The sequence below is a fragment of the Collimonas silvisoli genome (genome assembly GCF_018305005.1).
GTDB classification, from domain to species: domain Bacteria; phylum Pseudomonadota; class Gammaproteobacteria; order Burkholderiales; family Burkholderiaceae_D; genus Collimonas; species Collimonas silvisoli.
Genome location: NZ_JAGQEG010000013.1, coordinates 49,285 through 74,769, shown reverse-complemented (window position 1 = coordinate 74,769; position 25,485 = coordinate 49,285). Strand labels below are relative to the sequence as shown.

Below are 25,485 nucleotides of genomic sequence, written 5' to 3'. Positions count from 1 at the left end.
ACCCGAACGGTTTTGGCTTGACCTTGCACACGCCGAATAACCGCTACATCAACGATGAGAAAATCGCGCAAACCATCGCCCAGATGTGGTCGCGTATCGGCATTGCCACCAAGGTCGAGGGCGCGCCGATGTCGGTGTATGCGGCGCGCGGCGCCAAGAGCGAGTATTCGATCGGCTTGCTGGGCTGGGGCGCGCAGACCGGCGAAGTCTCGTCGCCGCTGCGGGCGATGGTGGCTTGCGACAATCCGGCGAAGGGCATGGGCGCCGTCAACTGGCTGAAATATTGCAATCCAAAAATGGATGCGGTATTGGCCAAGGCCTTGACCAGCGTTGACGACAAGGAACGTTCACGCTTGCTGCAAGAGGCCACCGCGATCGTCGTCGACGACGGCGGCGTGATCCCGATTCACCAGCAAGTGACCACATGGGCCGCAAAAAAAGGTATCGTATATGTCCCGCGTACCGATGAGCGCACCCACGCTTACGGATTTTACCCACAGTAGGAGTTGCGCGGCATCCGCTCATCGACGGTGGCGAGCGGATTTTTTATGGATTCTAGGATAAACGATGCTGGCTTTTATTATCCGCCGCGTATTACAGAGCCTGGTTGTGCTGCTGGTCATGTCATTGCTGGTATTTATCGGGGTGTATGCGATCGGCAATCCGATCGATGTCCTGATCAGCCCCGATGCCGACCAGATCGAACGCGCCAAGGTGATCGTCGCCTTCGGTCTCGACAAGCCGCTCTGGCTGCAATATTTCATTTTCCTGAAGAACGCGGCAGGCGGCGACCTGGGCCGTTCGTTTGCCTATTCAACTCCGGCCCTGACCTTGATTTTCGAACGCATGCCGGCCACGCTGGAATTGTCGTCGGCAGCGATCTTGCTATCTATCGTGCTGGGCCTGCCCTTGGGCCTGCTCGCCGGGCTGCGGCCGAATGGCGTGGCCGGCAAGGTCATCATGGCGGTGTCGATCCTGGGATTTTCATTGCCGACGTTCTGGGTCGGCCTGATGCTGATCATGGTATTCGCGGTGCAACTAGGATGGCTGCCCACCAGCGGCCGCGGCGAGACGCACTTGCTGCTCGGTGTGCCGGTCAGCTTTCTGAGCTGGGATGGCCTGCGGCATTTGCTGATGCCGGCCTTCAATCTGGCTCTGTTCAACATCGCTCTGGTGATTCGGCTGACGCGCTCAGGCGCACAGGAGGCGTTGATGCAGGACTATGTCAAATTTGCCCGCGCCAAGGGCTTGCGCAACAGCCGCATCATCGGCGTCCATGTCTTGAAGAATATCCTGATCCCGATCGTCACCGTGGTTGCACTGCAGTTCGGTTCGATCATCGCCTTCTCCATCGTCACCGAAACGGTGTTTGCCTGGCCCGGCATGGGCAAGCTGATCATCGATTCGATCCGCGTGCTGGACCGGCCGGTGATCGTCGCCTATCTGCTGTTGATCGTCACCATTTTCATCCTGATCAACCTGATGGTGGACATGATGTATTCCGTGCTTGATCCGCGCGTGCGCCTGGCAGAAAGCAAAGGCTGATATGGAACTGACTCCAGCCTTCAATGCGCCAGAGGCGCCGTGGCAACGTTTTGTACGCAATTATTTCGGCAGCAAGATTGCCGCTGCGGGTTTCGTGCTGCTGGTATTGATCGTGCTGGCGGCGATCTTCGCGCCGGTCATCTCGCCGCAGAATCCCTACGATCTGGCCAAGCTGGATGTGATGGATTCGCGCCTGGAGCCGGGGCAGAAATCGGTCGACGGCGGCCTGACCTATCTGCTCGGCACCGACGACCAGGGCCGCGATATGCTGTCGGCGATTTTGTACGGCATCCGCATTTCGGTGATGGTCGGCGTCGTCAGCACCGTCATCGCGCTGTCGCTCGGCATGACCTTAGGATTGCTGGCCGGTTACGCCGGCGGCCGCGTCGAAGCCTTCATCATGCGGGTTGCAGATATTCAGCTATCGTTCCCGCCTATCCTGATCGCCTTGATTTTGCTGGCTCTGACCGGGCGCGGCGTCGACAAAATCATCATTGCGCTGGTAGCAGTGCAGTGGGCCTATTACGCGCGCACCACGCGCAGCGCGGCGCTGGTCGAGCGCAAGAAAGAATACATCGAGGCCGCCACGGCGCTCGGCCTGTCGCCGTTGCGGATCATGTTCCGCCATTTGCTGCCCAACTGTTTGCCGCCGCTGATCGTGGTTGCCGCGTTGCAGGTGGCGTCGGCGATCTCGCTGGAAGCGACGCTGTCTTTCCTTGGCCTGGGATTGCCGATCACTGAACCGTCGCTTGGTTTGCTGATTGCCAACGGCTTTCAATATCTGCTGTCCGGAAAATATTGGATCAGCGTGTTTCCCGGGATTGCCCTGTTGGTGACTGTGGTGACCATCAATCTGGTGGCCGACCAGTTGCGCGATGTCCTTAATCCACGCTTGCAGACGCAATAATAAATATCGATATGGACAATGCAACGACACTGGTCGTGAATAATCTGCAGACCCAATTTTCTACCCGGGCCGGACTGGTCAAGGCGGTTGACCAGGTATCGTTTTCAGTCAAGCGCGGCGAGATCATGGGCCTGGTCGGGGAGTCCGGGTCGGGAAAATCGATGACCGGCTATTCCATCATGGGACTGATCGATGCGCCGGGAAAAATTGTCGCTGGCGAGATTCTGTTGCAGGGAAAAAATCTGCGCGACTTGCCGGCAGCAGCCATGCGCAAGATTCGCGGCAACCGCATCGCCATGATTTTTCAAGATCCGATGATGACCTTGAACCCGGTGCTGCGCATCGATACGCAGATGATGGAAGCAGTGCGGGCGCATCAGGATGTCAGCCGGATGGTGGCGCGTGAGATGTCGCGCGAAGCGCTGGTGCGGGTTGGCATTCCGTCGCCGGATGAACGATTGCAGGCTTACCCGCATCAGTTTTCCGGCGGCATGCGGCAGCGCGTAGCGATTGCGATCGCCTTGCTCAACCAGCCCGACCTGATTATCTGCGATGAGCCGACCACGGCGCTGGATGTGACGATACAAGGGCAGATCCTGTACGAGATGCAGAAACTGTGCCGCGAATCCGGCACGGCGCTGATCTGGATCACCCACGATCTGTCGGTGGTGGCCGGGCTGGCCGATACGGTAGCGGTGATGTACGCCGGCCGCATCGTCGAAAGCGGCACGGTACAGCAAGTGCTGGAACATCCGCGTCACCCTTACACCCACGGCCTGATCGCATCGGCGCCGTCGCGCAATCCGCGTGGCCAGCCGTTGCAGCAAATTCCCGGGATGACGCCGTCGTTGCTGAATTTACCGGACGGCTGTGCATTTCGTACGCGCTGTGCATACGCCACCGCCGAGTGCCGGCAGACGCCGCCATTGCGTGAAGTGGAACAGCGCATGCTGCGTTGCTATCATCCGTTGCGGGATGCCGTGGCCGAGGTGGTGTCATGAATCAGGTGGCAGACAATAACTTGGAACAATCATCGACCGCCGACTTGCTGGAACTGCGGGCGGTCAGCAAGCAGTTCGTCAAGACGCTGGACAGCGCGGCCAGGATCGCTAATCTGTTCGGCGCCGGCATGCAGCAGGAAGTGGTGCATGCGGTGGACGAGGTGAGCCTGAGCATAAAGCGCGGTGAGGTGGTCGGGCTGGTTGGCGAGTCCGGTTGCGGCAAATCCACGCTGGGGCGGATGGCGGTCGGATTGCATAGCCTCACGGCCGGTGCACGGCTCTGGAAAGGTCAGTCGCTGGAGCAGCTCGACGTTGCCGAAAGACGTAAGAAGCAACTGGCGATCCAGATGATTTTTCAAGATCCCTATGCGTCGCTGAATCCACGCATGAGGGTGCAGGATATCGTCGGCGAAGCGCCGCTGGTGCATGGCATGGTCGATGCCTCGCAGCAGCGCGACTACGTTGAACGTCTGCTGCAACGGGTTGGGCTGGACGGCGCCATGCTGCGCCGTTTTCCCCATCAGTTTTCCGGCGGCCAGCGGGCACGCGTGGGCATCGCGCGCGCGCTCGCAGTCAAGCCGGAATTCCTGGTCTGCGATGAAGCGGTGGCGGCGCTGGATGTGTCGATCCAGGCTCAGGTTTTGAATCTGTTTATCAAGTTGCGCGACGAACTGGATCTGACCTACTTGTTCATCAGCCACGACCTGGGCGTGGTCCGCCATTTGTCGGATCGGGTGGTAATCATGTATCTTGGCCGTATCGTCGAATCGGCTGCGGCCGCTTCGATATTTGCCCGCGCCAATCATCCATATACGCAGGCGCTGCTGGCGTCGGCGCCCAAGCTGGAAGTCCGGCGCACGGAATTTTTTGCGGTAAAGGGAGAAATTCCATCGCCGCTGCATCCGCCGTCGGGCTGTCATTTCCACCCACGCTGTCCGCATGCAATGCCGCGCTGTAAAGTAGAAAAGCCGGAATTGAAAGAAGTCAGCGCCAACCATTTTTCCGCCTGCCATCTCAACGATCGGGCGGCGTAGAGGACACCATATGAATACTCTGAACAATGCCGGATTGACTCCATCGGCCGAAGTGATGGCGATGATTGAGCGCCTGATTGCTTTCCAGACCGTATCGCGCGATTCCAATCTGGGCTTGATCGAATGGACCCGCGATTACCTGGCCGGCCTCGGCGTCACATCGCGTTTGACCTACGACGCTAGCGGCAAGAAAGCCAATCTGTTTGCGACCTTGGGCGAAGGTTCTAAACCCGGCTTGATCTTGTCCGGTCATACCGATGTAGTGCCGGTCGACGGCCAGGCCTGGGATACCGATCCATTCAAGGCGACCGTCAAGGATGGCCTGCTATACGGCCGTGGTTCGGCCGACATGAAGAGTTATATCGCCACCGCGCTGGCGCTGGCGCCGCAGTTCCTGGCAGCTGGCATGGACGCGCCGCTGCACTTTGCCTTATCGTACGACGAAGAGGTTGGCTGCATAGGCGTGCAAGGATTGATCAAGGATTTGCAGGAGCTGGGATTGCAGCCGGCGGGCTGCATTGTCGGTGAACCGACTTCGATGCAACCGATCATTGCGCACAAAGGCACGCATCGTTTTCGCTGTTGCATCCGCGGCCGCGAAGCGCATTCCAGCTACACCACCATGGGCGTCAATTCGATCGAGTACGCGGCGCGCATCATCGTCTATATCCGCCAGATGGCGGATCGTTTTGCTCAGCTGGAGACCCGCGATTACGGCTTCACCGTGCCCTACACCACCATGCAGACCGGGTTGATACACGGCGGGCTGGCATCGAATATCGTGCCCAAGGATTGCAAATTCGAGTTCGAGGCGCGCACCATGCCAGGCATCGATGTCGAGCACTTGTACCAGGAAATCCAGAATTTCGCTGCCACGCTGCTACCGGAAATGCAGAGAGTGGAACCGAACGCCGCTATCGATTTTGAATGGCTGGCGTCGGCGCCTGGGCTGAGCATGCAAGAGAGCGACGCCGTGGTTCAACTGGCGTCGGCCTTGGCGCGCAACAAGCCGAACGGCGCGGTTTCTTACGGCACCGAAGCGGGCTTGTTTCAGCGTGCCGGTATTCCTACCGTGGTATGCGGCCCCGGCAGCATCGAACAGGCGCATCGGCCCAACGAATTTGTCGCGCTGGAACAAGTGGCGCAGTGCGAAGCTTTCATGCTGCGCTTGATGGATCCGGAGATGCAGTTGAAAGTCGCAAAATAAGCAAAAGTCATCAGATGCATCTTGTTTGACAGGATTTTGCTAAAGTAGCGGATTGAAGCGCTCTGGCTCTGATGACATTATGACTACTTCCACCACTCGCACCGTCCGTGCCGCCTGCCCGCACGATTGCCCCGATACCTGCGCGCTGTTGGTGACCGTCACCGACGGCGTCGCCACCGAAGTCCGCGGCGATCCGGACCACCCGACTACCGCCGGCGTGCTGTGCACCAAGGTCTCGCGTTATACCGACCGGACTTACCACAAGGACCGTCTGCTGCATCCGCTCAAGCGGGCCGGTAAAAAAGGCGAAGGGAAATTCGTGCAGATCAGCTGGGACGAGGCGATCGCCACGATTGCCGAGCGGCTGGGCGAGATCGCCGCCCGCAATCCGCAAGCCATCCTGCCTTACAGCTACGCCGGCACCATGGGCCTGGTGCAGGGCGAGTCGATGTCGATGCGCTTTTTCAACCGCATCGGTGCTTCGCTGCTGGATCGCACCATTTGCGCCGCAGCCGGCGGTACCGGCTATAAATATACGGTAGGCGCCAGGATCGGCACCGACCTCGAACAGTTCCAGAATGCCAAGCTGATCCTGATCTGGGGCGGCAATCCGATTGCATCGAATCTGCATTTCTGGATGCGCGCACAGGAAGCCAAGCGGCGCGGCGCCAAACTGATAGCGATAGATCCTTACCGCTCCCTGAGTGCAGACAAATGCCATCAGCATATCGCCTTGCTGCCGGGTACCGATTCGGCCCTGGCGCTTGGCATGATGCATGTGCTGATTGCAGAAGACTTGCTGGACCACGACTACATCGCGCAATACACGCTTGGCTTCGAGCAGTTGAAACAGCAGGTGTCGGCCTGGACACCGGAGAAGACAGCCGAAGTGTGCGGCATCAGCGCCGGCGAAGTGCTGGAGCTGGCGCGCACTTATGGCGGTGCGGCGCAACGCGGCGAAGCGGCGGCGATCCGCGTGAACTATGGTCTGCAGCGCGTGCACGGCGGCGGCATGGCGGTACGCAATATCGCCTGCCTGCCGGCGTTGGTCGGCGCCTGGCGTCATGCCGCCGGCGGCGTTCAGTTGTCGGCTTCGGACAGCTTTCCGAAGAATAACCAGGCTTTGCAGCGCCCTGATTTCCTGACCGGGCAGGGACTGGCGCCGCGCACCATCAACATGAGCACCATCGGCGACGATCTGTTGCGTGAAGCCTCGCCAGAGTTCGGCCCGAAAATCGAAGCGTTGATCGTGTATAACTCGAATCCGGTAGCCGTGGCGCCGGAATCGAGTGTCGTTGCGCGCGGTTTCGCGCGTGAAGATTTATTCACCGTGGTGCTGGAACATTTTCAAACCGATACTGCCGACTTTGCCGACATCGTGCTGCCGGCGACGACCCAGCTCGAACATGTGGACGCTCATTCAGCATACGGTCATCTGTACATGCTGGCGAATAACGCCGCGATCGCACCGCTCGGCGAGGCCAAGCCGAATACCGAAATCTTCCGCCTGCTGGCGGCGCGCATGGGTTTCGACGATGCCTGTTTCCGCGAGAGCGACGATGAAATCGCGGCGCAAGCTTTTGACCGCAAAAATCAGCGCGCGGTCCATTTCGATTGGGATGCGCTGAAGCAAAAAGGCTGGCAAAAACTGAATGTAGCGGATGCGCCGTTCGCCAACGGCGGATTCCCGACGCCGTCTGGCAAATGCGAGTTCTACAGTGCGCAAATGCTGAAAGACGGACTCGACCCTTTGCCGACTTATATCGCGCCATATGAATCGCAGGCGAGCAATCCCGAACTGGCCCGGAAATATCCGCTGGCGATGATTTCGCCGCCGGCACGTAATTTTCTTAACTCCAGCTTCGTTAACGTAAAGAGCTTGCGCGACACTGAGGGCGAACCGCATCTCGACATGCATCCGGCCGACGCTGAATCAAGAGCCTTGGCCAGCGGCGACACCGTGCGCATCTATAACGATCGCGGCAGTTTCAATGCCAAGCTGAGAGTGACGGACAAGGCCAGGACCGGCCTGGTGGTAGGTTTGTCGATCTGGTGGAAAAAAATGGCCAGCGACGGCAAGAACGCCAACGAGGTGACCAGCCAGCGCCTCACCGATATGGGACGGGCGCCGACCTTCTACGATGTCTTGGTGGAAGTGGAAAAAGTCGTGGCTGGAGGCAGTGCCGACGCATGAATCCGCGGCTCCTCACGGTTTTGTTGTTAGCCGTGTTGGCAGCCGGTTGCGCTCAGCTTGCCTATTACGGACAAGCCGCACACGGCCATTTTTCCTTGCTCGACCGGGCCCATCCGATTGACGACTGGCTGACTGATCCCAGCGTTGACGCCGGCCTCAAGGCCAAACTGCAACGGACCAAGCAAATAAGGCGCTTTGCAGTGAGCGACTTGAGCCTGCCGGACAATCGCAGTTATACAGAATACGCCGATCTGCAACGGCCGTTCGCGTTGTGGAATGTGGTGGCGGCGCCGGCCTTGTCGCTGGAACCCAAGCAATGGTGTTTTCCGATCGCGGGCTGCGTCAATTATCGCGGCTATTTCAATAAGAGCGCGGCACAGAAATTTGCCGCCGGCTTACGGCAGCAGGGCTACGATGTGCAGGTCAATGGCGTGCCGGCCTATTCCACGCTCGGCTGGTTTAATGACCCGCTGTTATCGACCTTTATCCGCTATCCGGACGGCGAACTGGCGCGTCTGATTTTCCATGAGCTGGCGCATCAGATGGTATACGCAAAAGACGACACCGAATTTAACGAATCGTTTGCAACCACCGTAGAACAAGCCGGTGTCGAACGTTGGCTGGAAGCCGTAGGCAATCAGGAAACGCGCGCCGCTTACGTTCAGTTTGAAGGACGCAAACAAGAATTCCTGGCGCTGTTGCTGAAGTACCGGCAACGGCTTGCCGGCACCTATGCAAGCGATCTCAGCGATACGCAAAAATTGCAGCAGAAAGCGGCGATTTTTCTCGCCCTGCAAGCGGAGTATCAAGTGCTCAAGACAAAGTGGGGCGGCTACACCGGTTATGACCGCTGGTTTGCCGAGCCGCTGTCGAACGCCCATCTGGCGCTGGTGGCGACGTATTACGATCTGGTCCCAGGTTTCAAGGCGTTGCTGGCGCAGCAGCAGAGTTTCCGGAAATTTTATGCGGCTGTCGCCAAGCTGGCAGCCTTAAGCAAGGAAGAAAGGCATCGGCAGCTGGAGGAGCTGGCAAAAACCAAGCCCATGTAATTGCCTACTTGGTTACAATGGCTAAATGACATTTAACGCCGACCTGCATCGCAGTACGTTGAAATTGCCTAATCGCCTGGCGCGCAATGGGGATGGGGTGTATGACACTGCGCTGGAAATGAGTGTGCTGGACGCCGGCCCGGAATCCAGCGCACGCAATGGCCCCGGTCCCAGAAACCAACAGCCGACCATGGTGTTTATCCACGGCTTTGGCGGCCGCGCTGCTTACTGGGAATACCAGCTGGAACAATTCCAGCTTGACTACCGGGTGATTGCCCTCGATCTGCGCGGTCACGGTTACAGCGACGCGCCGACCGCAGCCGAAGGCGCCAGTTACGACGTGCCGGAGCTGGTCGCGGATATCGCCGCCGCGCTGGACCAGCTGGACCTGCCGCCGCGTTTCATCCTGGTTTGCCACTCGTTCGGCGGCGCACTCGCTGCTTATTTTCTCAAGCTGTTTCCGCAGCGCGTGTCGGCGCTGGTGATGATTGCATCGGCGGCGCGCTTCCGTTTGCGCCTCGCCGGCCGCATTGTGCTGCGCATGCCGCCCGCCATATTTGATGTGGTACGCAGATTGATGCCGTATGTCGGCATCGCCGCTGCCCGTATTTACCCGCCGTCGCATGTGGTGTACCTGCAAAACAAAAATGCCTTGCTGCCCTGGGACGGCACCGAATGCATGCGTGCGATCAAGGTGCCGACGCTGGTGATCCTTGGACACCGCGATTTCCTGTTCGACGAAGCAGCCTACAAGGATATCGCGCGTTTGATTCCGGGGGCTGAAGAAGTGGTGGTGCCGGTCTCCGCGCATCAGGTGATGGTGGAACGGCCCGACGCCGTCAATCGCGCGATAGAACGATTCTTGCAGATGCAGTCCGATCCATCGGAACTGGCGGAACAGGTGGAACGACGGGCGCAACAAAAAGCTGAACGGCGTGCCGCCCGCAAGCAGCTCGAAGCTGAGCGGCCGTGGCTGAAATTCTACGATGCCCGCACGCCGTATTGCATCAAGATGCCGACAGTGCCGTTGCCGCGTTTGCTGGAGGCGACCGCCAGGCGCTTTGGCAAGACCACGGCACTGTTTTACCGTGGCGGCAAAATCGACTGGCGCGAACTGGATCGGCAAGCCAATCGTTTTGCCCATGGCTTGCTCGATTTGCGCATCAAGCCCGGCGACAGGGTTTTGCTGGCGCTGCCGAATATTCCATCTTTGGTAATAGCCTATTTCGGTATTCTCAAAGCCGGCGCGGTCGCAGTGCTGAGCGACGCCGCTACACCTAAAGAAGTGTTGCTGACGCGGATTGCAGACAGCACCGCCGTGATGCTGGTAACCACCACCAATCGCTACGGCGAGTTGCGCGATGAGCTGCAAAGCGATAGGCGCGCAGCGGGCTTGCGGCGGGTGATATTTGCTTCGATGATCGATCACATGGGTTGGCGCGAAAAACTCACGTTCGCCGCCTTGCACCATGTGCAGGAAGGGCATTGGCTGCCGTGGTTCCGCCAGAATAAGCAACATCGCCGGCATGAGCGGCGTTATCTGAAATTCAAGCAAGTACTGGGACGTGGCAGCATTGCAGCTACCGCGTTGACGCAGGAGGTCGACGCCATCGCGGTGGTGGTTTACACCTACGGCGCCACCGGCACGCCGTTGCCGGTGGCGCTCTCGCATCGCAATCTGGCGGCGAATGCCTTGCAATTGCGTCATTGGCTGCCGGAATCCAGGCCGGGCGATGAGCGTTTCCTGGCGCAGCAACCCTTATCCAGCGCCTACGGCCTGACCGGTCTGTTGCATCTCGGGGTTTATCTGGGCGCAACCCTGATCCTGTTGCCGGGAGCGGAGCTGGAACCCTTGTTAAAGACCGTCAAGAAGATGCGGCCGACCTATTTCCCGACGACGCCGCGCATGGTGCGCGAACTGGCGCATACGCCAGGTGTGCGGCGCTACGGCCTCGCCTCGATCCGGGTCTGCGCCGTCAGTGGTTCGCCGCTGCCGCAGGAAATCCGCGAAGAATTTGAAAAGCTGACACGCGGCCGCCTGGTCGAAGCCTACGGTTTGACCGAGGCATCGCCGGCGGTGCTGGCGATGCCGCTGGCGGCGCGCCGCCATCCGGGAGTGGTCGGCGTGCCATTGCCGGATACGGAAGTGAAAGTAGTCGATCTGGATACCGACGCCGAGCTGCCCAGCGATACCTTGGGTGAACTATGGGTGCGCGGACCGCAGCTGTTCTCCGCTTACGATCAGGGTCACCCCAGCGCCGCCGAACATAACGCCACGGCATTGAATCTGATTGCCAGAAAAATAAGTGCGGAGCGTTTGCATGACGGTTGGTTCGCCACCGGCGACGTTGCCAGCATCGACGAAGACGGTTTTGTTTCCATCATCGACCGCAAGAGTAATATGTTGATACGGGGCGGCCAGCGCGTGTTTCCAAGGCAGATCGAAGAGGTCTTGTTCGAGCATCCGGCGGTGGCGGTGGTCCAGGTGAAATGGAGTCCGGACGAGGAGGGCGTCAAACATTTGCGGGCAGAAGTTTTACTGCATCGCAACATGCAGCTCAGTGTGGATGATTTGCTCAAATATGCATCAAAACGCTTGCATGCGGAGGCTTTGCCCGATAGCATCGCGATAGAACAAAAAAATACAACCGTGCTTTTTTAGCGGATCCAGCAAGACTCCCCTATCGGCGTGTTTTCCTTCAGTGAAACAAGCCAAAAACAATGCATTTATAACAAGCAGAGACTAAAGGCAGAACATGGATAAATTTTGGCTCAAATCGTATCCTGAAGGCGTGGCCACCGAGATTGACTACACCCAATATCAGTCCCTGGTGCAGTTGCTGGAAGAAGCGTTTCAGAAATATGCATCGCGTAATGCCTATGCCTGCATGGGTAAGTCCCTGACTTATGCCGAGGTTGACCAGTTGTCTCGCAAAGTCGGCGCCTGGCTGCAAGGCAAGGGCCTGCAAAAGGGCGCGCGCGTCGCCATCATGATGCCCAACGTCCTGCAATATCCGGTAGCGATTGCCGCCATTTTGCGTGCCGGTTATACCGTGGTCAACGTCAATCCTTTATACACGCCGCGTGAACTTGAACATCAGCTCAACGATTCTGGCGCGGAAGCCATCTTCATTCTGGAAAATTTCGCGACTACCTTGCAGCAAGTCATCGCACGGACCAAGATCAAGCATGTGGTAGTGGCCAGCATGGGCGACCTGATGGGCGTGAAAGGCTTGCTGGTCAATCTGGTGGTGCGCCATGTCAAGAAAATGGTGCCGAATTTCTCTTTGCCAGGTTCTGTTCCATTCAACAGCGTATTGTCGCAAGCGTCTTCACTGCAATTGAAGCCGCTGGCGCTGACGCCGGACGATGTCGCTTTCCTGCAATATACGGGCGGCACCACTGGCGTCTCCAAAGGCGCAACGCTGACGCATCGCAACGTGGTGGCCAACGTGCTGCAGGCCGAAGCCTGGCTCTCGCCTGGTTTGGCCAGCGGTCCGAAAATCGAGCAACTGGCTTTTGTCTGCGCCTTGCCGCTGTATCACATCTTTGCATTGACGGTATGCAGCTTGCTCGGCATGCGCGAGGGCGCCTTGAATCTGCTGATTCCGAATCCGCGCGACATCGCCGGTTTGATCAAGGAAATGTCGAAGTACCAGATCAATACTTTCCCGGCGGTGAATACGCTGTACAACGCCTTGTTGAACCATCCCGATTTTGCCAAGCTGGATTTCTCCGGTTACCGGGTCTGCGTCGGCGGCGGCATGGCAGTGCAAAAGGTGGTCGCGGACAAATGGAAGGAAGTCACAGGTTGCCCGATCATCGAAGGCTACGGCTTGTCGGAAACCTCGCCTATCGCCAGCGCCAATCCATGCACCATCACTGAATACAGCGGCACCATCGGCCTGCCATTGCCGTCGACCGAGATCGCGATTCTGGACGATGCAGGGAATCCGGTGCCACTGGGCCAGCCTGGCGAAATCGCGATTCGCGGGCCGCAGGTGATGCGCGGTTACTGGAACCGTGACGATGAAACCGCCAAGGTCATGACGGCCGACGGCTTTTTCAAATCCGGCGATATCGGCGTCATGGATGACCGCGGTTACACCAAGATTGTCGATCGCAAGAAAGACATGATCCTGGTATCCGGCTTCAATGTGTATCCGAATGAAGTCGAAGCCGTGGTGGTGCAGCATCCCGGCGTGCTGGAATGCGCCTGTGTCGGCGTGCCGGATGAGCATGCCGGTGAAGTGGTGAAAATTTTTGTGGTGCGCAAAGATCCGTCGCTGACGGCTGAGCAGCTGATGGCTTATTGCCGTGAGCAGTTGACGGGCTACAAGCGGCCGAAATATATCGAATTCCGCACTGATTTGCCGAAGACGAATGTCGGAAAAATCTTGCGCCGTGAATTACGCGACGAAAAACCGGCCGAGCAAAAACAAGCGGCCTGAGATTGAAAGGAAAGTGGCATCTTGCCGGACGCCACAGTTCTGAAGCGAAAACCCCGGATGTGCCAGAAGCGCATCCGGGGTTTGTTTTTTAAGGCGACATCAAGTGCCGATGCGTCCGTGCTTTACCACTCGGCAAAGCTGCCGTCTTTATGGCGCCAGATCGGGTTGCGCCAGCGGTGGCCGATAGCGGCCCGTTCCTTGACATATTCTTCGTTGATTTCGATACCCAGCCCAGGCCCCTGCGGAATGGTCACGTAACCCTTGTCGTAGGCAAACACCTCAGGTTGCTTCACGTAGTCGAGCAAATCGTTGCTCTCGTTGTAATGGATGCCCAGGCTCTGCTCCTGGATGAAGGCGTTATACGACACCGCATCCACCTGCAGGCAAGCGGCCAGGGCAATCGGACCGAGCGGACAGTGCAACGCCACCGCCACATCGTAGGCTTCGGCCATGGTAGCGATCTTGCGGGTTTCGGTGATGCCGCCGGCGTGAGAGACATCGGGCTGGATGATATCGACATAACCTTCGCTCAGGATGCGTTTGAAGTCCCAGCGCGAATACAGCCGTTCGCCCAGTGCGATCGGCGTGCTGGTCAGCGGCGCCAGCTCTTTCAGCGCTTCGTAGTTTTCGCTGAGTACCGGTTCTTCGATGAACATCAGCTTGTACTGCTCAAGTTCCTTGATCAGGATCTTCGCCATCGGCTTGTGCACCCGGCCGTGAAAATCGACGCCGATGCCGATATGCGGCCCGACAGCAGCGCGCACTGCGGCAACGTTGGCCAGCGTCGCTTCTACCTTTTCATAGGAATCGACGAACTGCAGTTCTTCGGTGCCATTCATCTTCACTGCGGTGAAGCCGCGCGCCACGGCGTCCTTGGCCGCTGCCGCAGTATCGGCCGGGCGATCGCCGCCGATCCAGGAATAGACGCGGATGCTGTCGCGCACCGGGCCGCCCAGCAACTGGCTGACCGAGACCCCGAGCGCCTTGCCTTTGATATCCCATAGCGCCTGGTCGATGCCGGCCAATGCGCTCATGTGAATCGCGCCGCCGCGATAAAAGCCGCCGCGATACAGCACGGTCCAATGGTCTTCGATATGGCGCGGATCCTTGCCGATCAGGTAATCGGACAGCTCCTCGACGGCCGCCACCACGCTATGCACGCGGCCCTCGACGACCGGTTCACCCCAACCGACCACGCCTTCGTCGGTTTCTATCTTCAGAAAGCACCAACGCGGCGGTACGACGTAAGTGGTCAGCTTGGTGATCTTCATTAATCTGGTCTCCTGGTCAATTTTTTTTCGATGTTTCCGACGCTTCTTGCGCTGCACGCCATGCGGTGACAAATTGATTGGCATTCCAGCCGACCTGTTCGGCGCTCAGGCCGAGTTTGTACAGCGCCGATCCGAGGCCGAATCCGGAAGCGCCGGCGCTGATAAATGTTGCCAGATTTTCCGGTGTGACGCCGCCCACCGGCAGCAACGCCACTTCGCGCGGAATCACCGCGCGCCATGCTTTGACTACGCTCGGCCCCAATTGCTCGGCCGGGAACATTTTCAATACATCGGCGCCCGCCGCCAGCGCGGCAAATGCTTCGGTTACCGTGGCGACGCCGGGTGCGCAAGCTAGCCCGGCCTGTTTGGCGGCGGCAATCACCATCGGATCGCTATGCGGCATGACGATGATCTCGCCGCCGGCGCGTTTGACCGCCGCCACCTGATCCGTCGTCAAGACAGTACCGGCGCCGATCACGCAGTCCGCCGGCAATGTATTGCGCAGGGTGCGGATGCTGTCGAAAGGTTCGGGCGAGTTGAGCGGCACTTCAATAATTCTGAAGCCGGCTTGGTACAACTTCAAACCGATCGCCGCCACCTCATGCGGCTGGACGCCGCGCAGAATGGCGATCAATCCGCATTGTTTCATTGCTGTTTTTAACATGGTGATTTCTCGATATTCCGCTTGCTAAGCATGTTGCAATAATCCCGCCGTCAGCGCCAGTTGCCACAGGCCGCGTTCAGTGGCGTGGGCCACCATTTCGACTGGTCCAAAACCATAGGTGCGCATCACCCGCGTGTAACGTTCGCACAAGCCGCTCTCACCGACCAGCATCACTTGAGAAGGATGCCGTCCCTGATCTCGCAACATGGTTTTCAATGCGGCGATTTCGTGGCCGATCAGCAGCCCGGACAGGTATTCGCGCTGGCTCGCGCCGTCCAGAATTCCGGTCAGGCCCAGTGTGCGCGTACTGAATATGGTCGACAGCACGCCAGCCTTGCCTGCCGCGGTTTGCGCGACCAAAGCGCCGCGTTCAAATGCGAGTTGTCCGGCGTCAGCATCGCCGCCGCTGGCCTGCATGCTGCGCCCGAGAATGGTATGTCCGCACAAGGCTGCATAGACCTCGCCGGTCATGAAAGTGTCGAAATGCGCCACCTGGCTTTGCGCTCCCGAGCGGCGTATCTGCACCCATTTGGAATGGGTGCCGGGCAGGCCGATCAAGACATCGTGGCCCAGCTCATCTGATCTGTCATTGCCGGCCAGGGCACGCAGGACGCCGACCACTTGCGTCTCTTCGCCGCGCATGACATTCGGCAGCATGGCGTTTTCGATCAGGCCGGGCACGATATGGATCAATTGGCCCTGGCGGTTACGCAACGTGCTTAAGCTGGCGCCGATGCTGTCGACGGCAATCGGCACTGCCAGATATGGAGCTTCATGCCATCCCTGGCGGCTGCCCACCATGCCGGCTGCGATTACCGGAGTGTCTGGCGCGGCGCGCAGCCAATCGCCGCAAGCTTGCTCGAAAGCTGCTTCAAAACCGCTCTTGTCGCCGGCTTCGGCCTCAGGCAATTGCATCACGCCGCAGGGCAGGGCGCGCAGCTCCAGCGTCTGGCCATGAGCGCCGAGCCGGTAGGCGCGTAGCGACGAGGTGCCCCAGTCGAGGGCGATTAAGCGCGTTTGATGTTGTGCAGGTTGCATGGGTTTGCTTGACTTCGAAAATGCGGAGCAGGATTGTAGAGTGTCGTCGTGTGGCGTACTTTATTCCGCTGGCATTTCCTTGTCAATATATGATATCATATCCCAATATATGGGATATTGAATATTTTCTGACAGGTTCTAATGATGCGCAAACCGCAGGACTCGGCAGAGTCGCATGACAATCCGGGTGATCATGTTTTACCGACAGGCACGCAGACCTTGACGCGTGGATTGGCGGTATTGCAGGCAGTGGCCGGCGGCGCGCGCGATCTGAAACAAATCGCGCAAGCGCTAGGCACCACGCGCAGCACTACGCACCGGCTGGCGAACTGCCTGGTGCAAGAGCGCTATCTGCGGTTTACGCCGAACGCGGGTTATGTGCTGGGGCCGAAGCTGATTGAACTGGGTTTTCAAGCGCGCGAAGAACTGTCGCTCAGCGTGGTGGCGCGGCCGTATCTGGAGCAACTGGCCGGGCAATCAGGCGACACCATCCACCTGGCCCTGCAGGATGGGGACGATGTGCTTTATCTGGACAAGATCCCTGGAAAAAAGGGCTTGGAAATGCGCTCGCGCGTGGGACACAGGATGCCCATCGCCACGACCGGCGTCGGCAAGGCTCTGATGCTGGGCATGAGCGAAGAGCAATGGAAAACCCTGTACCAGAAGCGCAGTACAGCCGCCGGCAGCTATGCTTCCGGTTTATTGCCCAAGCGCAGCTGGACCGAGTTTCGCGATCAGATGCGTGAATATGTCAAAGGCGGTTATGCCTTCGACCTGGAAGATAACGAGCCGTCGATACGCTGTGTGGCGGCGCCGATATATGACGCCAGCCATGTGATTGTCGCTGCCATCAGCGTCTCCAGCACCGTGCCTTACATGCCGCTGAAACGGATGCATGCACTGATCGCGGTAGTGCAAGCGGCGGCGGCCGGCATTTCCGGCGAGCTCGGTGCAAATCAGGATATAAATCAGGGCGTGAGCGGCGGCAGCTGACGCGGCTTGCGCTGCGCATCGGTGGCGACATAAGTCAGCGTCGCTTCCGTCACTTTCACGACTTCTGTCTGCAAGCGGTTACGTTCGGCATACACCTCGACGTTGACGGTGATGGAGGTATTGCCAACCTTGACGATGTCGGCATAGAACGACAGCAGGTCGCCGACAAATACCGGCTGCTTGAACAAAAAGGAATTCACCGCAATCGTCGCTACCCGGCCATTGGCGCGGCGCGTGGCCGGCAACGAGCCGGCAATGTCAACTTGCGCCATGATCCAGCCGCCGAAGACGTCGCCGTGGACGTTGGCGTCGGACGGCATCGGCATCACGCGCAGTTGCGGCATGGTGTCAGGCGGTAATTGGTTGTTGTTTTGATCAGTCATCTGTTATTTTCCCCGAGAGCTACAATGAGTTTTATATCCGTATATTTCCGTAGCTTAAACCATTCTTTAAGATTGTCACTCTATGCGTCGCCATTCTTCCCCGCCGCCGGACGCCGCTGCCGCTGCAGGCAGCACTCAACCCAAGCGTAGCGACTGGGCCACACTCAAGACCTTGCTGCCCTATCTCTGGACCTATAAGTGGCGGGTTGCGCTGGCGCTGCTGTTCATGCTGGGCGCCAAGCTGGCGAACGTAGGCGTGCCGCTGGTGCTGAAGAAACTGGTCGACAGCATGACCATCACGGTCAGCCATCCGCAGGCGATGCTGGTGCTGCCGCTGGGCATACTGGTGGCCTATGGCGCACTGCGTCTGAGCACTACCTTGTTTACCGAATTGCGCGAGTTCGTATTCGCCCGGGTGACCCAGCGCGCGGTGCGCACCATCGCCTTGCAGGTATTCCGCCACTTGCATTCGTTGTCGTTGCGGTTTCACTTGAATCGCCAGACCGGCGGCATGACGCGCGATATCGAGCGCGGCACGCGCGGCATTTCGTCGCTGGTGTCCTACGCGCTGTTCAGCATCTTGCCAACCTTGATAGAAATCTCGCTGGTGCTCGGTTATCTGGTGCTGCATTACGATATCTGGTTCGCCGGGATTACGGTGGTGGCGCTGGTCAGCTACATCACGTTTACGGTGACCGTCACCGAGTGGCGCACTCATTTCAGGCGCACCATGAACACACTTGATTCCAGCGCTAATACCAAGGCTATCGATTCGCTGATCAACTACGAGACCGTCAAGTATTTTGGTAATGAAGAATACGAAGCGCGACGCTACGATGACGGTCTGATGCGCTACGAAACTGCCGCGGTGAAATCGCAGAGCTCGCTATCCTTGCTGAACACCGGGCAATCGCTGATCATTGCGACAGCGGTGACGTTGATCTTGTGGCGCGCAACGCAAGGCGTGATCGACGGCAAGATGACCTTGGGCGATCTGGTGCTGGTCAATTCCTTCATGATCCAGTTGTACATACCGTTGAATTTTCTCGGTGTCATCTATCGCGAAATCAAGCAGAGCCTGGCCGACATGGAGCGGCTGTTCCATCTGCTGGATGAGAATCGCGAGATTGCCGACGCCGCAGAGGCCCGGCCGCTATTGACCGGCGGCGCCCAGGTGCGGTTTGCGCATGTGGATTTCAGTTACGAAAGCAAGCGCCAGATCTTGTTCGATGTCGATTTCACGATCGCTGCCGGCACCACCACCGCGGTGGTCGGCCATAGCGGTTCCGGCAAGTCGACCTTGTCGCGCCTGCTGTTCCGTTTTTACGATATCAACAGCGGCCGCATCACGATCGACGGCCAGGATCTGCGCGACATCACGCAAGCCTCGCTGCGCCAGGCCATCGGCATCGTGCCGCAGGATACGGTGCTGTTCAACGATAGCATCGAGTACAACATCGCCTACGGCAAGCCGGGCGCCAGCAAGGAAGAAATCATTGCGGTTGCCAAGGCTGCGCATATCCATGATTTCATCGAGTCGCTGCCGGATGGCTATAACTCGATGGTGGGTGAGCGCGGCTTGAAATTGTCGGGCGGTGAAAAGCAGCGGGTGGCGATCGCTCGCACTTTGCTGAAGAATCCCGCCGTGTTGATTTTCGATGAAGCCACTTCGGCGCTCGATTCGAAATCCGAGCAGGCGATTCAGGCGCAGCTGAAAGAAATCGCCAAGGACCGCACCACCCTGGTGATTGCCCATCGTTTGTCGACGATTGCCGACGCCGCGCAAATCCTGGTGCTGGATCACGGCCGCATTATCGAGCGCGGCACGCATGCCCAGTTGCTGGCGGCGGACGGCGCTTATGCGCAAATGTGGCTGCGCCAGCAAGCGCATCCTGAAGAGGCGGCAAGCCCGTCGCCAGGGGCCGAAGACGGCTACCCGGAAAACGTGGTGCGGATGGTGTAGAAGTACAACGCCGGCGCAGATTGTTGGCCCGATCTGCGCCAATTTTCTATGCCGCCGGCGCCGACTCGCGTTACGATAGCGGCATGGAAAGCAAATGGTTAGAAGACTTCATTTCGTTGGCGGAAACGCATAGTTTCAGCCGTTCTGCAGAATTGCGTCATGTCACGCAACCGGCCTTTTCGCGCCGCATCCAGTCGCTGGAGGCGTGGCTGGGAGCCGATCTGATTGATCGCACTTCCTATCCGACGCGCCTGACGGCGGCCGGCGAAGTCTTTTACGAGCAGGCGCTGGAGATGCTGGGCCAGATCAACAACGCCCGTGCGCTGATGCGCGGCAAGCGCCCGACCGCCCTGAGCACCGTCGATTTCGCCGTGCCGCATACCTTATCGCTGACCTATGTGCCGCGCTGGATCCGCTTGCTGGAGAATGGCTTCGGTCCGCTCAACACACGCTTGCTGGCGCTGAATGTGCACGATGCCGTGATGGCCATGGTCGACGGCGGCTGCGATCTGCTGCTGTGCTATCACCATCCGCGCCAGCCGGTACAGCTCGATACCGGCCGCTACGATCTGATCACCTTAGGCAGTGAAGTATTGCGCGCCTATGCCCATTGCAATAAGGCCGGTGTGCCCGATTTTGCCTTTCCCGGCAGCGCGGCTGCGCCTCTGCCATTCTTGTCCTATACCAGCAACGCCTATCTCGGGCGCATGGTTGAATTGATCCTGGCCGACGCCAAGAAGCCGCTCTACCTTGAAAAACGCTATGAAACAGACATGGCGGAAGGCTTGAAAATGATGGCGCTGGAGGGGCATGGCGTAGCGTTTTTGCCGGAGTCTGCGGTGACCCGGGAAGTCAAGCTGAAGCAACTGGCCAGCGTCGACCACGATGCGCCGGAATGGGAAGCCACCATGGAAATCCGCCTGTATCGCGAACGCCCCACCGTGCAAAGGCCGGGCAAGCCGGTGGTGGCAAGGTTATGGGCCTATCTGCTGCAACAGCAGGAAGACGCGGCCAAAGAAGCGGCCAAAAACGCAAAACGTAAAACCCCGCAAGCTCTCGCTTAAGTTCTGAGCCGGCCAGCGATCCGACATTGTCGGACGCTTGGGGAGAAGTCGCGTTTGCTGCGCGCATTTGTTGCGCGCATCTGTCACGCTTAAATTGCATATTTAATATGAATGCAAAAAACGCATAGTTACATGCGCACAAAGCATTGGCTTTGCCCTACGCCGGTGTCCTACGATTCGCCACTAGATCGATTTCGCCCCGCCGTAGTTTTTCTATTGTTTACCCCAATGTTGTTCTTATCAGGGGGGCCGGTCTGCAACTTCCAGGAGCGCGCAAAAATATGACTATCAAGCACGAAGTTCCATCCTATCTCACGCAGCATGGCATCGGCCCATGGGGCGACTATCTCGAACAAATCGATCGCGTAACACCCTATCTTGGCAATTTGGCCCGTTGGGTTGAAACCATGAAACGTCCGAAGCGGATGCTGATCGTTGACGTCCCTATCGAACGTGACGACGGCACCATTGCCCACTTCGAAGGTTACCGCGTCCAGCACAACACGTCGCGCGGTCCAGGCAAGGGCGGTGTGCGTTTCCACCAGGACGTGACCCTGTCCGAGGTGATGGCCTTGTCGGCCTGGATGACGGTCAAGAACGCGGCGGTCAACGTACCGTACGGCGGCGCCAAGGGCGGCATCCGGGTCGATCCGAAGACCTTGTCGCAAGGTGAATTGCAACGCATGACGCGACGCTACACCAGCGAAATCAATATCATCATCGGACCGAACAAAGACATTCCTGCGCCGGACGTCAACACCAACGAACAGATCATGGCCTGGATGATGGATACCTATTCCATGAACCAGGGCAGCACTGCATCGGGCGTGGTGACCGGCAAGCCGATTTCACTGGGCGGCAGCCTGGGGCGGCGCGAGGCAACCGGCCGCGGCGTGTTCGTGGTGGGTTGCGAAGCCGCAGTCAAACGCGGTTTGAACATCCATGGCGCCAAGGTTGCAGTGCAGGGTTTCGGTAATGTCGGCGGCATTGCTGCACGCTTGTTCTCGGAAGCCGGCGCCAAGGTGGTGGCGGTGCAGGATCATATTTCTACCGTGGTACGTTCCAGCGGCCTCGATGTGGCGGCGTTGCAAGCCCACGTCAATGAAACCGGCAGCGTCGCCGGTTTCAAAGGCGGCGAAGAAATCAGCGACCGTGCGCAGTTTTGGGCTGTCGATTGCGATATTTTGGTGCCTGCCGCATTGGAGCAGCAAATCACCGTGGAGAATGCGCCGAGCATCCGCGCCAAGATCATTCTCGAAGGCGCGAACGGCCCGACCAGCCCTGCAGCAGATGACATCCTGCACGAGAAGGGTGTGCTGGTAGTGCCTGACGTGATCGCCAATGCCGGCGGTGTAACCGTGAGTTATTTCGAATGGGTGCAGGATTTCTCCAGTTTCTTCTGGACTGAAGACGAAATCAATCTGCGTCTTACCCGCATCATGCGTGAAGCGTTTGCCGCGGTCTGGCAACTGGCTGAAGAAAAGAAAGTATCGCTGCGCACCGCTGCATTTATTGTCGCTTGTACCCGCGTGTTGCAAGCGCGCGAGATGCGAGGTTTGTATCCTTGATTGATGTTGCGTTATAGTCGAAACGTTTTACACAAGCTCAACCGGCATGCCGCTTGAGCTTGTGTCGTCTGGCCCCGGTTGTATCGGGGATTTGTCTTCATAAGAGGAATGCGACAGTAGTCGCGCAGGCAGAAAAACAGCTGGCTTGAATATTGCATTAAGCATATTCATTGCATAAAAAATATATCGACAGCGCAAATCAACAGGAGAGTGAAGTGGCAACTAAGGAAGGTAAAGGCGGCCAGGGTCGCAATAATGCGGCCGCGCGGCGTAATTCAGGCTTGGCTGTGGCGTTAGCATTGATGCTGAGTGCCGCAGCGGCAACTGCCCATGCAGAAGACGCACTGGCAAAAATACGCAATAGCAAGACCATCACGATTGGTTATCGCGAAGCGTCATTTCCATTCTCTTTTTTGGATCAGGATAAAAAACCGGTTGGCTATGCAGTCGATCTGTGTCTCAAGATAGCCGATGCGGTGAAGCAGCAATTGAAACTGCAGCAATTGAATATCGCCTATGTTCCAGTGAGCTCTTCCAATCGCATCGATATGATTGCAAGCGGGAAGGTCGATCTGGAATGTGGTTCAACCACCAATAATGCGGAGCGGCGCAAGAAGGTCAGTTTTACCATTGCGCATTTCATGGCGTCGTCGCGCATGTTGGTCCGGGTCGCAGACAACATAAAAAACTGGCCGGATCTGCGCGACAAAAAAGTGGTGACCACCAAAGGCACGACCAGCGTGAAATCGCTGATAGACCGCGGTCAGGTCCGCTCGCTGAATATGACCGTGCTGGAAGGACGCGATCACAACGAATCATTCAAGATGGTGGAGGACAAGGCTGCCGATGCCTTTGTGATGGACGATGTGCTGCTCTATGGATTGAAGGCTACCGCCAAGGATCCGGCGGCGTATGCCGTGGTTGGTGAACCGTTGACCACTGAACCGTACGCCATCATGCTGCCTAAGGATGATGCGGCATACAAGGCAGTGGTTGACCGTGAAATGGGGCGCATTATTCACGACGGCGAAATCTATAAGTTGTACACCAAGTGGTTCCTGAGTCCGATTCCGGCAAAAAATAATCTTACGTTGAACATGCCGATGGGCTATCTTTTCAGGGAGTCATTGCGCTTTCCGTCGGATCAGGTTGGCAACTAAAAGTAAAGAAATTGGCTGTAATTATCGATTTATACAAAGGTGGCGACCGGTATTTTTGGAGAAGAGGTGAGAATAATAAATAAGCATGAGTTTAAGTCTGCTGCTGAGGCAGTGAGTTTGTTAAACTATACAGATAATTTTTTTACAGGAGTTGCTATGATGTCATCAAAATTAGTTGCGGCTTTGCTTGGCTTGGGAGTGCTGGTTGGCTCCGTGCAAGCACAAGAACTGACTGGAACACTCAAAAAAATCAAAGATACTGGCACCATTACCCTGGGTGTACGCGATTCTTCCATCCCATTTTCTTACCTTGATGACAAACAATCCTATCAAGGTTATTCCATCGATTTGTGCCTGAAAGCTGCGACCGCCATTCAGAAGCAACTCGGCATGACCGCTTTGAACGTCAAGATGGTGCCGGTGACTTCGGCTACCCGTATTCCGCTGATCTCCAATGGCACGATCGACCTGTCCTGCGATTCCGCCACCAACAATGCAGAGCGCCAAAAGGTTGTTTCCTTTGCGCCGACCATGTACGTGACAGCGAACCGTTTGCTGGCTAAAAAATCGTCCAACATCAAGACGCTGGATGATCTGAAGGGCAAGACCGTTGTCTCGACTTCCGGTACTTCGAACCTGAAGCAGATCACCATCCTCAACGGCGAGCGCAATCTGGGCATGAATATCCTGGCTGCCAAGGACCATGCCGAAGCTTTCCTGATGGTCGAAACCGGCCGCGCCGTAGCGTTTGCGATGGATGACATCCTGCTGGCATCGCTGGCTGCAAGCTCAAGAGCGCCGAACGATTACGTGATCACGTCGGAAGCGCTGTCGGTTGAGCCGTACGGCATCATTGAACGTAAAGACGATCCAGCTTTCAAGAAGGCGGTCGACACGGCATTGGGCAATGTGTACAAATCGGGCCAGATCAATGATATCTATGCAAAATGGTTCTTGAAGCCAATTCCGCCAAAGGGTATCAACCTGAACGTGCCTGTCAGCCCGCAACTGAAGGCTGCATTTGCCAATCCGACCGATTCGGGCGATCCGGCTGCTTACGCTGCCGTGCCTGAAGCACAAAAACAATCTTTGAAGAAAAAATAAGATTGGCAACGTAAAGACAGGAATGGGGGGCGCAAGCCTCCCGTTTTGTATCTGGAATTGAATTGCTGCGGCGCACAATTCGTGCGCTGGATACAGGCAGCAGCAATGGGGCAGAGAGTAATAGAGGGGACTTAATATGCATTACAACTGGAACTGGGGCATCTTCTGGCAAGAGTCTCCCGACGGTGTCAGCACTTATTTGGACACCTTGCTGACCGGTCTGAAGTGGACGCTTGCGCTGTCCGCAGGGGCCTGGATCATGGCGCTGATCATTGGCACGGTGATCGGTACGATTCGCACCATGCCGAACAAATGGGCGGTCCGCCTGGCCAATGGTTACGTTGAATTATTTCGTAATATCCCGCTGATCGTGCAGATGTTTCTCTGGTATTTCGTGATGCCGGAAATCGTCCCTGTCAGCATTGGCGGCTGGCTCAAGAGCCTGCCGAACGCATCATTTATCACCGCCTTCCTGGCGCTGGGTTTTTTTACGTCGTCGCGGATCGCTGTACAAGTCTCCGCTGGCATTAATGCACTCCCTCGTGGCCAAAAGCTGGCGGGTACTGCACTTGGTCTGACGTTGCCACAAACATATCGCTACGTATTGTTGCCGATGTCGTTCCGGATCATCGTCCCTGCGCTGACCAACGAATTTGCAGCAATCATCAAGAACAGCTCGGTCGCACTGACGATTGGCCTGGTGGAACTGACCGCCGCAACCTACTCGATGCGTGAATTCACCTTCCAGACTTTCGAAGCCTTGACTGGCGCCACGGTAATCTACGTGATCATTTCGGGAATTGCCTTGTTGCTGGCGCGCTGGCTTGAAAAAGTGATCGCGATTCCAGGATTTATTGCCGCCGGCAGTGCCAACGCGGGAGGGCATTAA

At 57.7% G+C, this 25,485-nt stretch carries 20 protein-coding genes and 1 pseudogene; 17 read left to right on the top strand and 4 right to left on the bottom strand.

The features are described from left to right. From KHU33_RS05265 to KHU33_RS05220, 10 genes and pseudogenes are all read left to right on the top strand, one after another. A pseudogene (locus tag KHU33_RS05265) lies at window positions 1-503 on the top strand (ABC transporter substrate-binding protein); the annotation flags it as partial. 64 nt (window positions 504-567) lie between these two features. Further along, a complete protein-coding gene (locus tag KHU33_RS05260; protein ID WP_211461455.1) occupies window positions 568-1,545 on the top strand; it encodes an ABC transporter permease in 978 nt (325 codons plus the stop codon). A gap of 1 nt (window position 1,546) precedes the next feature. Next, a complete protein-coding gene (locus KHU33_RS05255; protein ID WP_211461454.1) occupies window positions 1,547-2,452 on the top strand; it encodes an ABC transporter permease in 906 nt (301 codons plus the stop codon). A gap of 11 nt (window positions 2,453-2,463) precedes the next feature. Beyond that, a complete protein-coding gene (locus tag KHU33_RS05250; protein ID WP_211461453.1) occupies window positions 2,464-3,453 on the top strand; it encodes an ABC transporter ATP-binding protein in 990 nt (329 codons plus the stop codon). Then, window positions 3,450-4,487 (top strand): ABC transporter ATP-binding protein, encoded by a 1,038-nt coding sequence (locus KHU33_RS05245; RefSeq protein ID WP_211461452.1) that lies wholly within the window; start codon window positions 3,450-3,452, stop codon window positions 4,485-4,487. The genes KHU33_RS05250 and KHU33_RS05245 overlap by 4 nt, the downstream gene beginning before the upstream one ends. Before the next feature lie 10 nt (window positions 4,488-4,497). Beyond that, window positions 4,498-5,694 carry an acetylornithine deacetylase gene (gene argE, locus KHU33_RS05240; protein ID WP_211461451.1) on the top strand — a complete coding sequence of 399 codons (1,197 nt, stop codon included), beginning with the start codon at window positions 4,498-4,500 and terminating at the stop codon, window positions 5,692-5,694. Between the two features lie 79 nt (window positions 5,695-5,773). Further along, complete coding sequence (locus KHU33_RS05235) at window positions 5,774-7,888, top strand: molybdopterin-containing oxidoreductase family protein (protein ID WP_211461450.1); 2,115 nt, start codon at window positions 5,774-5,776, stop codon at window positions 7,886-7,888. Further along, window positions 7,885-8,937 (top strand): aminopeptidase, encoded by a 1,053-nt coding sequence (locus KHU33_RS05230; RefSeq protein ID WP_211461449.1) that lies wholly within the window; start codon window positions 7,885-7,887, stop codon window positions 8,935-8,937. Before KHU33_RS05235 ends, KHU33_RS05230 begins: the two co-directional genes overlap by 4 nt. Window positions 8,938-8,962: 25 nt before the next feature. Next, window positions 8,963-11,599 (top strand): alpha/beta fold hydrolase, encoded by a 2,637-nt coding sequence (locus tag KHU33_RS05225; protein ID WP_211461448.1) that lies wholly within the window; start codon window positions 8,963-8,965, stop codon window positions 11,597-11,599. A 94-nt stretch (window positions 11,600-11,693) separates the two neighbouring features. Further along, window positions 11,694-13,388 (top strand): long-chain fatty acid--CoA ligase, encoded by a 1,695-nt coding sequence (locus KHU33_RS05220; protein WP_211461447.1) that lies wholly within the window; start codon window positions 11,694-11,696, stop codon window positions 13,386-13,388. A 122-nt stretch (window positions 13,389-13,510) separates the two neighbouring features. Here the strand turns inward: KHU33_RS05220 and dgoD are convergent, their stop codons facing one another. The 3 genes from dgoD to KHU33_RS05205 are packed head-to-tail and all read right to left on the bottom strand — an operon-like array spanning window position 13,511 to window position 16,361. Further along, window positions 13,511-14,659: a galactonate dehydratase gene (dgoD, locus tag KHU33_RS05215; protein ID WP_211461446.1), complete on the bottom strand. Its 1,149-nt coding sequence runs from the start codon at window positions 14,657-14,659 to the stop codon at window positions 13,511-13,513. A 16-nt stretch (window positions 14,660-14,675) separates the two neighbouring features. Further along, window positions 14,676-15,323: a 2-dehydro-3-deoxy-6-phosphogalactonate aldolase gene (locus tag KHU33_RS05210; RefSeq protein WP_211461445.1), complete on the bottom strand. Its 648-nt coding sequence runs from the start codon at window positions 15,321-15,323 to the stop codon at window positions 14,676-14,678. A 24-nt stretch (window positions 15,324-15,347) separates the two neighbouring features. Continuing rightward, window positions 15,348-16,361, bottom strand: a complete 1,014-nt coding sequence (locus KHU33_RS05205; protein ID WP_211461444.1) for a 2-dehydro-3-deoxygalactonokinase — start codon at window positions 16,359-16,361, stop codon at window positions 15,348-15,350. A 144-nt stretch (window positions 16,362-16,505) separates the two neighbouring features. On the opposite strand from KHU33_RS05205, the gene KHU33_RS05200 reads away from it, so the two are divergent. Further along, window positions 16,506-17,354, top strand: coding sequence for an IclR family transcriptional regulator (locus KHU33_RS05200; RefSeq protein ID WP_211461461.1), 849 nt, complete (start codon window positions 16,506-16,508; stop codon window positions 17,352-17,354). Here KHU33_RS05200 and KHU33_RS05195 read toward each other — a convergent pair. Then, complete coding sequence (locus tag KHU33_RS05195) at window positions 17,330-17,737, bottom strand: acyl-CoA thioesterase (protein WP_211461443.1); 408 nt, start codon at window positions 17,735-17,737, stop codon at window positions 17,330-17,332. The genes KHU33_RS05200 and KHU33_RS05195 overlap by 25 nt on opposite strands. A gap of 82 nt (window positions 17,738-17,819) precedes the next feature. Here KHU33_RS05195 and KHU33_RS05190 point away from each other — a divergent pair, with 82 nt between their 5' ends. The 6 genes from KHU33_RS05190 to KHU33_RS05165 all read left to right on the top strand — a co-directional run bounded on the left by KHU33_RS05190 (window position 17,820) and on the right by KHU33_RS05165 (window position 25,485). After that, window positions 17,820-19,700, top strand: a complete 1,881-nt coding sequence (locus KHU33_RS05190; protein WP_211461442.1) for an ABCB family ABC transporter ATP-binding protein/permease — start codon at window positions 17,820-17,822, stop codon at window positions 19,698-19,700. 83 nt (window positions 19,701-19,783) lie between these two features. After that, a complete protein-coding gene (locus KHU33_RS05185; RefSeq protein WP_211461460.1) occupies window positions 19,784-20,764 on the top strand; it encodes a LysR family transcriptional regulator in 981 nt (326 codons plus the stop codon). 281 nt (window positions 20,765-21,045) lie between these two features. Next, on the top strand, window positions 21,046-22,332 hold the full coding sequence (locus tag KHU33_RS05180) for a Glu/Leu/Phe/Val family dehydrogenase (protein WP_211461441.1): 1,287 nt from the start codon (window positions 21,046-21,048) through the stop codon (window positions 22,330-22,332). 302 nt (window positions 22,333-22,634) lie between these two features. After that, window positions 22,635-23,492 carry an amino acid ABC transporter substrate-binding protein gene (locus KHU33_RS05175; protein WP_211461459.1) on the top strand — a complete coding sequence of 286 codons (858 nt, stop codon included), beginning with the start codon at window positions 22,635-22,637 and terminating at the stop codon, window positions 23,490-23,492. A 156-nt stretch (window positions 23,493-23,648) separates the two neighbouring features. Next, a complete protein-coding gene (locus KHU33_RS05170) occupies window positions 23,649-24,596 on the top strand; it encodes an amino acid ABC transporter substrate-binding protein (RefSeq protein WP_211461440.1) in 948 nt (315 codons plus the stop codon). 136 nt (window positions 24,597-24,732) lie between these two features. Next, window positions 24,733-25,485 carry an amino acid ABC transporter permease gene (locus KHU33_RS05165; protein ID WP_211461439.1) on the top strand — a complete coding sequence of 251 codons (753 nt, stop codon included), beginning with the start codon at window positions 24,733-24,735 and terminating at the stop codon, window positions 25,483-25,485.

Excerpts from the sequence above, each read along its gene's own strand:
- KHU33_RS05260 (WP_211461455.1), top strand. The coding sequence starts at position 568 with ATGCTGGCTTTTATTATCCGCCGCGTATTACAGAGCCTGGTTGTGCTG.
- KHU33_RS05255 (WP_211461454.1), top strand. The coding sequence starts at position 1,547 with ATGGAACTGACTCCAGCCTTCAATGCGCCAGAGGCGCCGTGGCAACGT.
- KHU33_RS05250 (WP_211461453.1), top strand. The coding sequence starts at position 2,464 with ATGGACAATGCAACGACACTGGTCGTGAATAATCTGCAGACCCAATTT.
- KHU33_RS05245 (WP_211461452.1), top strand. The coding sequence starts at position 3,450 with ATGAATCAGGTGGCAGACAATAACTTGGAACAATCATCGACCGCCGAC.
- argE (WP_211461451.1), top strand. The coding sequence starts at position 4,498 with ATGAATACTCTGAACAATGCCGGATTGACTCCATCGGCCGAAGTGATG.
- KHU33_RS05235 (WP_211461450.1), top strand. The coding sequence starts at position 5,774 with ATGACTACTTCCACCACTCGCACCGTCCGTGCCGCCTGCCCGCACGAT.
- KHU33_RS05230 (WP_211461449.1), top strand. The coding sequence starts at position 7,885 with ATGAATCCGCGGCTCCTCACGGTTTTGTTGTTAGCCGTGTTGGCAGCC.
- KHU33_RS05225 (WP_211461448.1), top strand. The coding sequence starts at position 8,963 with ATGACATTTAACGCCGACCTGCATCGCAGTACGTTGAAATTGCCTAAT.
- KHU33_RS05220 (WP_211461447.1), top strand. The coding sequence starts at position 11,694 with ATGGATAAATTTTGGCTCAAATCGTATCCTGAAGGCGTGGCCACCGAG.
- dgoD (WP_211461446.1), bottom strand. The coding sequence starts at position 14,659 with ATGAAGATCACCAAGCTGACCACTTACGTCGTACCGCCGCGTTGGTGC.
- KHU33_RS05210 (WP_211461445.1), bottom strand. The coding sequence starts at position 15,323 with ATGTTAAAAACAGCAATGAAACAATGCGGATTGATCGCCATTCTGCGC.
- KHU33_RS05205 (WP_211461444.1), bottom strand. The coding sequence starts at position 16,361 with ATGCAACCTGCACAACATCAAACGCGCTTAATCGCCCTCGACTGGGGC.
- KHU33_RS05200 (WP_211461461.1), top strand. The coding sequence starts at position 16,506 with ATGCGCAAACCGCAGGACTCGGCAGAGTCGCATGACAATCCGGGTGAT.
- KHU33_RS05195 (WP_211461443.1), bottom strand. The coding sequence starts at position 17,737 with ATGACTGATCAAAACAACAACCAATTACCGCCTGACACCATGCCGCAA.
- KHU33_RS05190 (WP_211461442.1), top strand. The coding sequence starts at position 17,820 with ATGCGTCGCCATTCTTCCCCGCCGCCGGACGCCGCTGCCGCTGCAGGC.
- KHU33_RS05185 (WP_211461460.1), top strand. The coding sequence starts at position 19,784 with ATGGAAAGCAAATGGTTAGAAGACTTCATTTCGTTGGCGGAAACGCAT.
- KHU33_RS05180 (WP_211461441.1), top strand. The coding sequence starts at position 21,046 with ATGACTATCAAGCACGAAGTTCCATCCTATCTCACGCAGCATGGCATC.
- KHU33_RS05175 (WP_211461459.1), top strand. The coding sequence starts at position 22,635 with ATGCTGAGTGCCGCAGCGGCAACTGCCCATGCAGAAGACGCACTGGCA.
- KHU33_RS05170 (WP_211461440.1), top strand. The coding sequence starts at position 23,649 with ATGATGTCATCAAAATTAGTTGCGGCTTTGCTTGGCTTGGGAGTGCTG.
- KHU33_RS05165 (WP_211461439.1), top strand. The coding sequence starts at position 24,733 with ATGCATTACAACTGGAACTGGGGCATCTTCTGGCAAGAGTCTCCCGAC.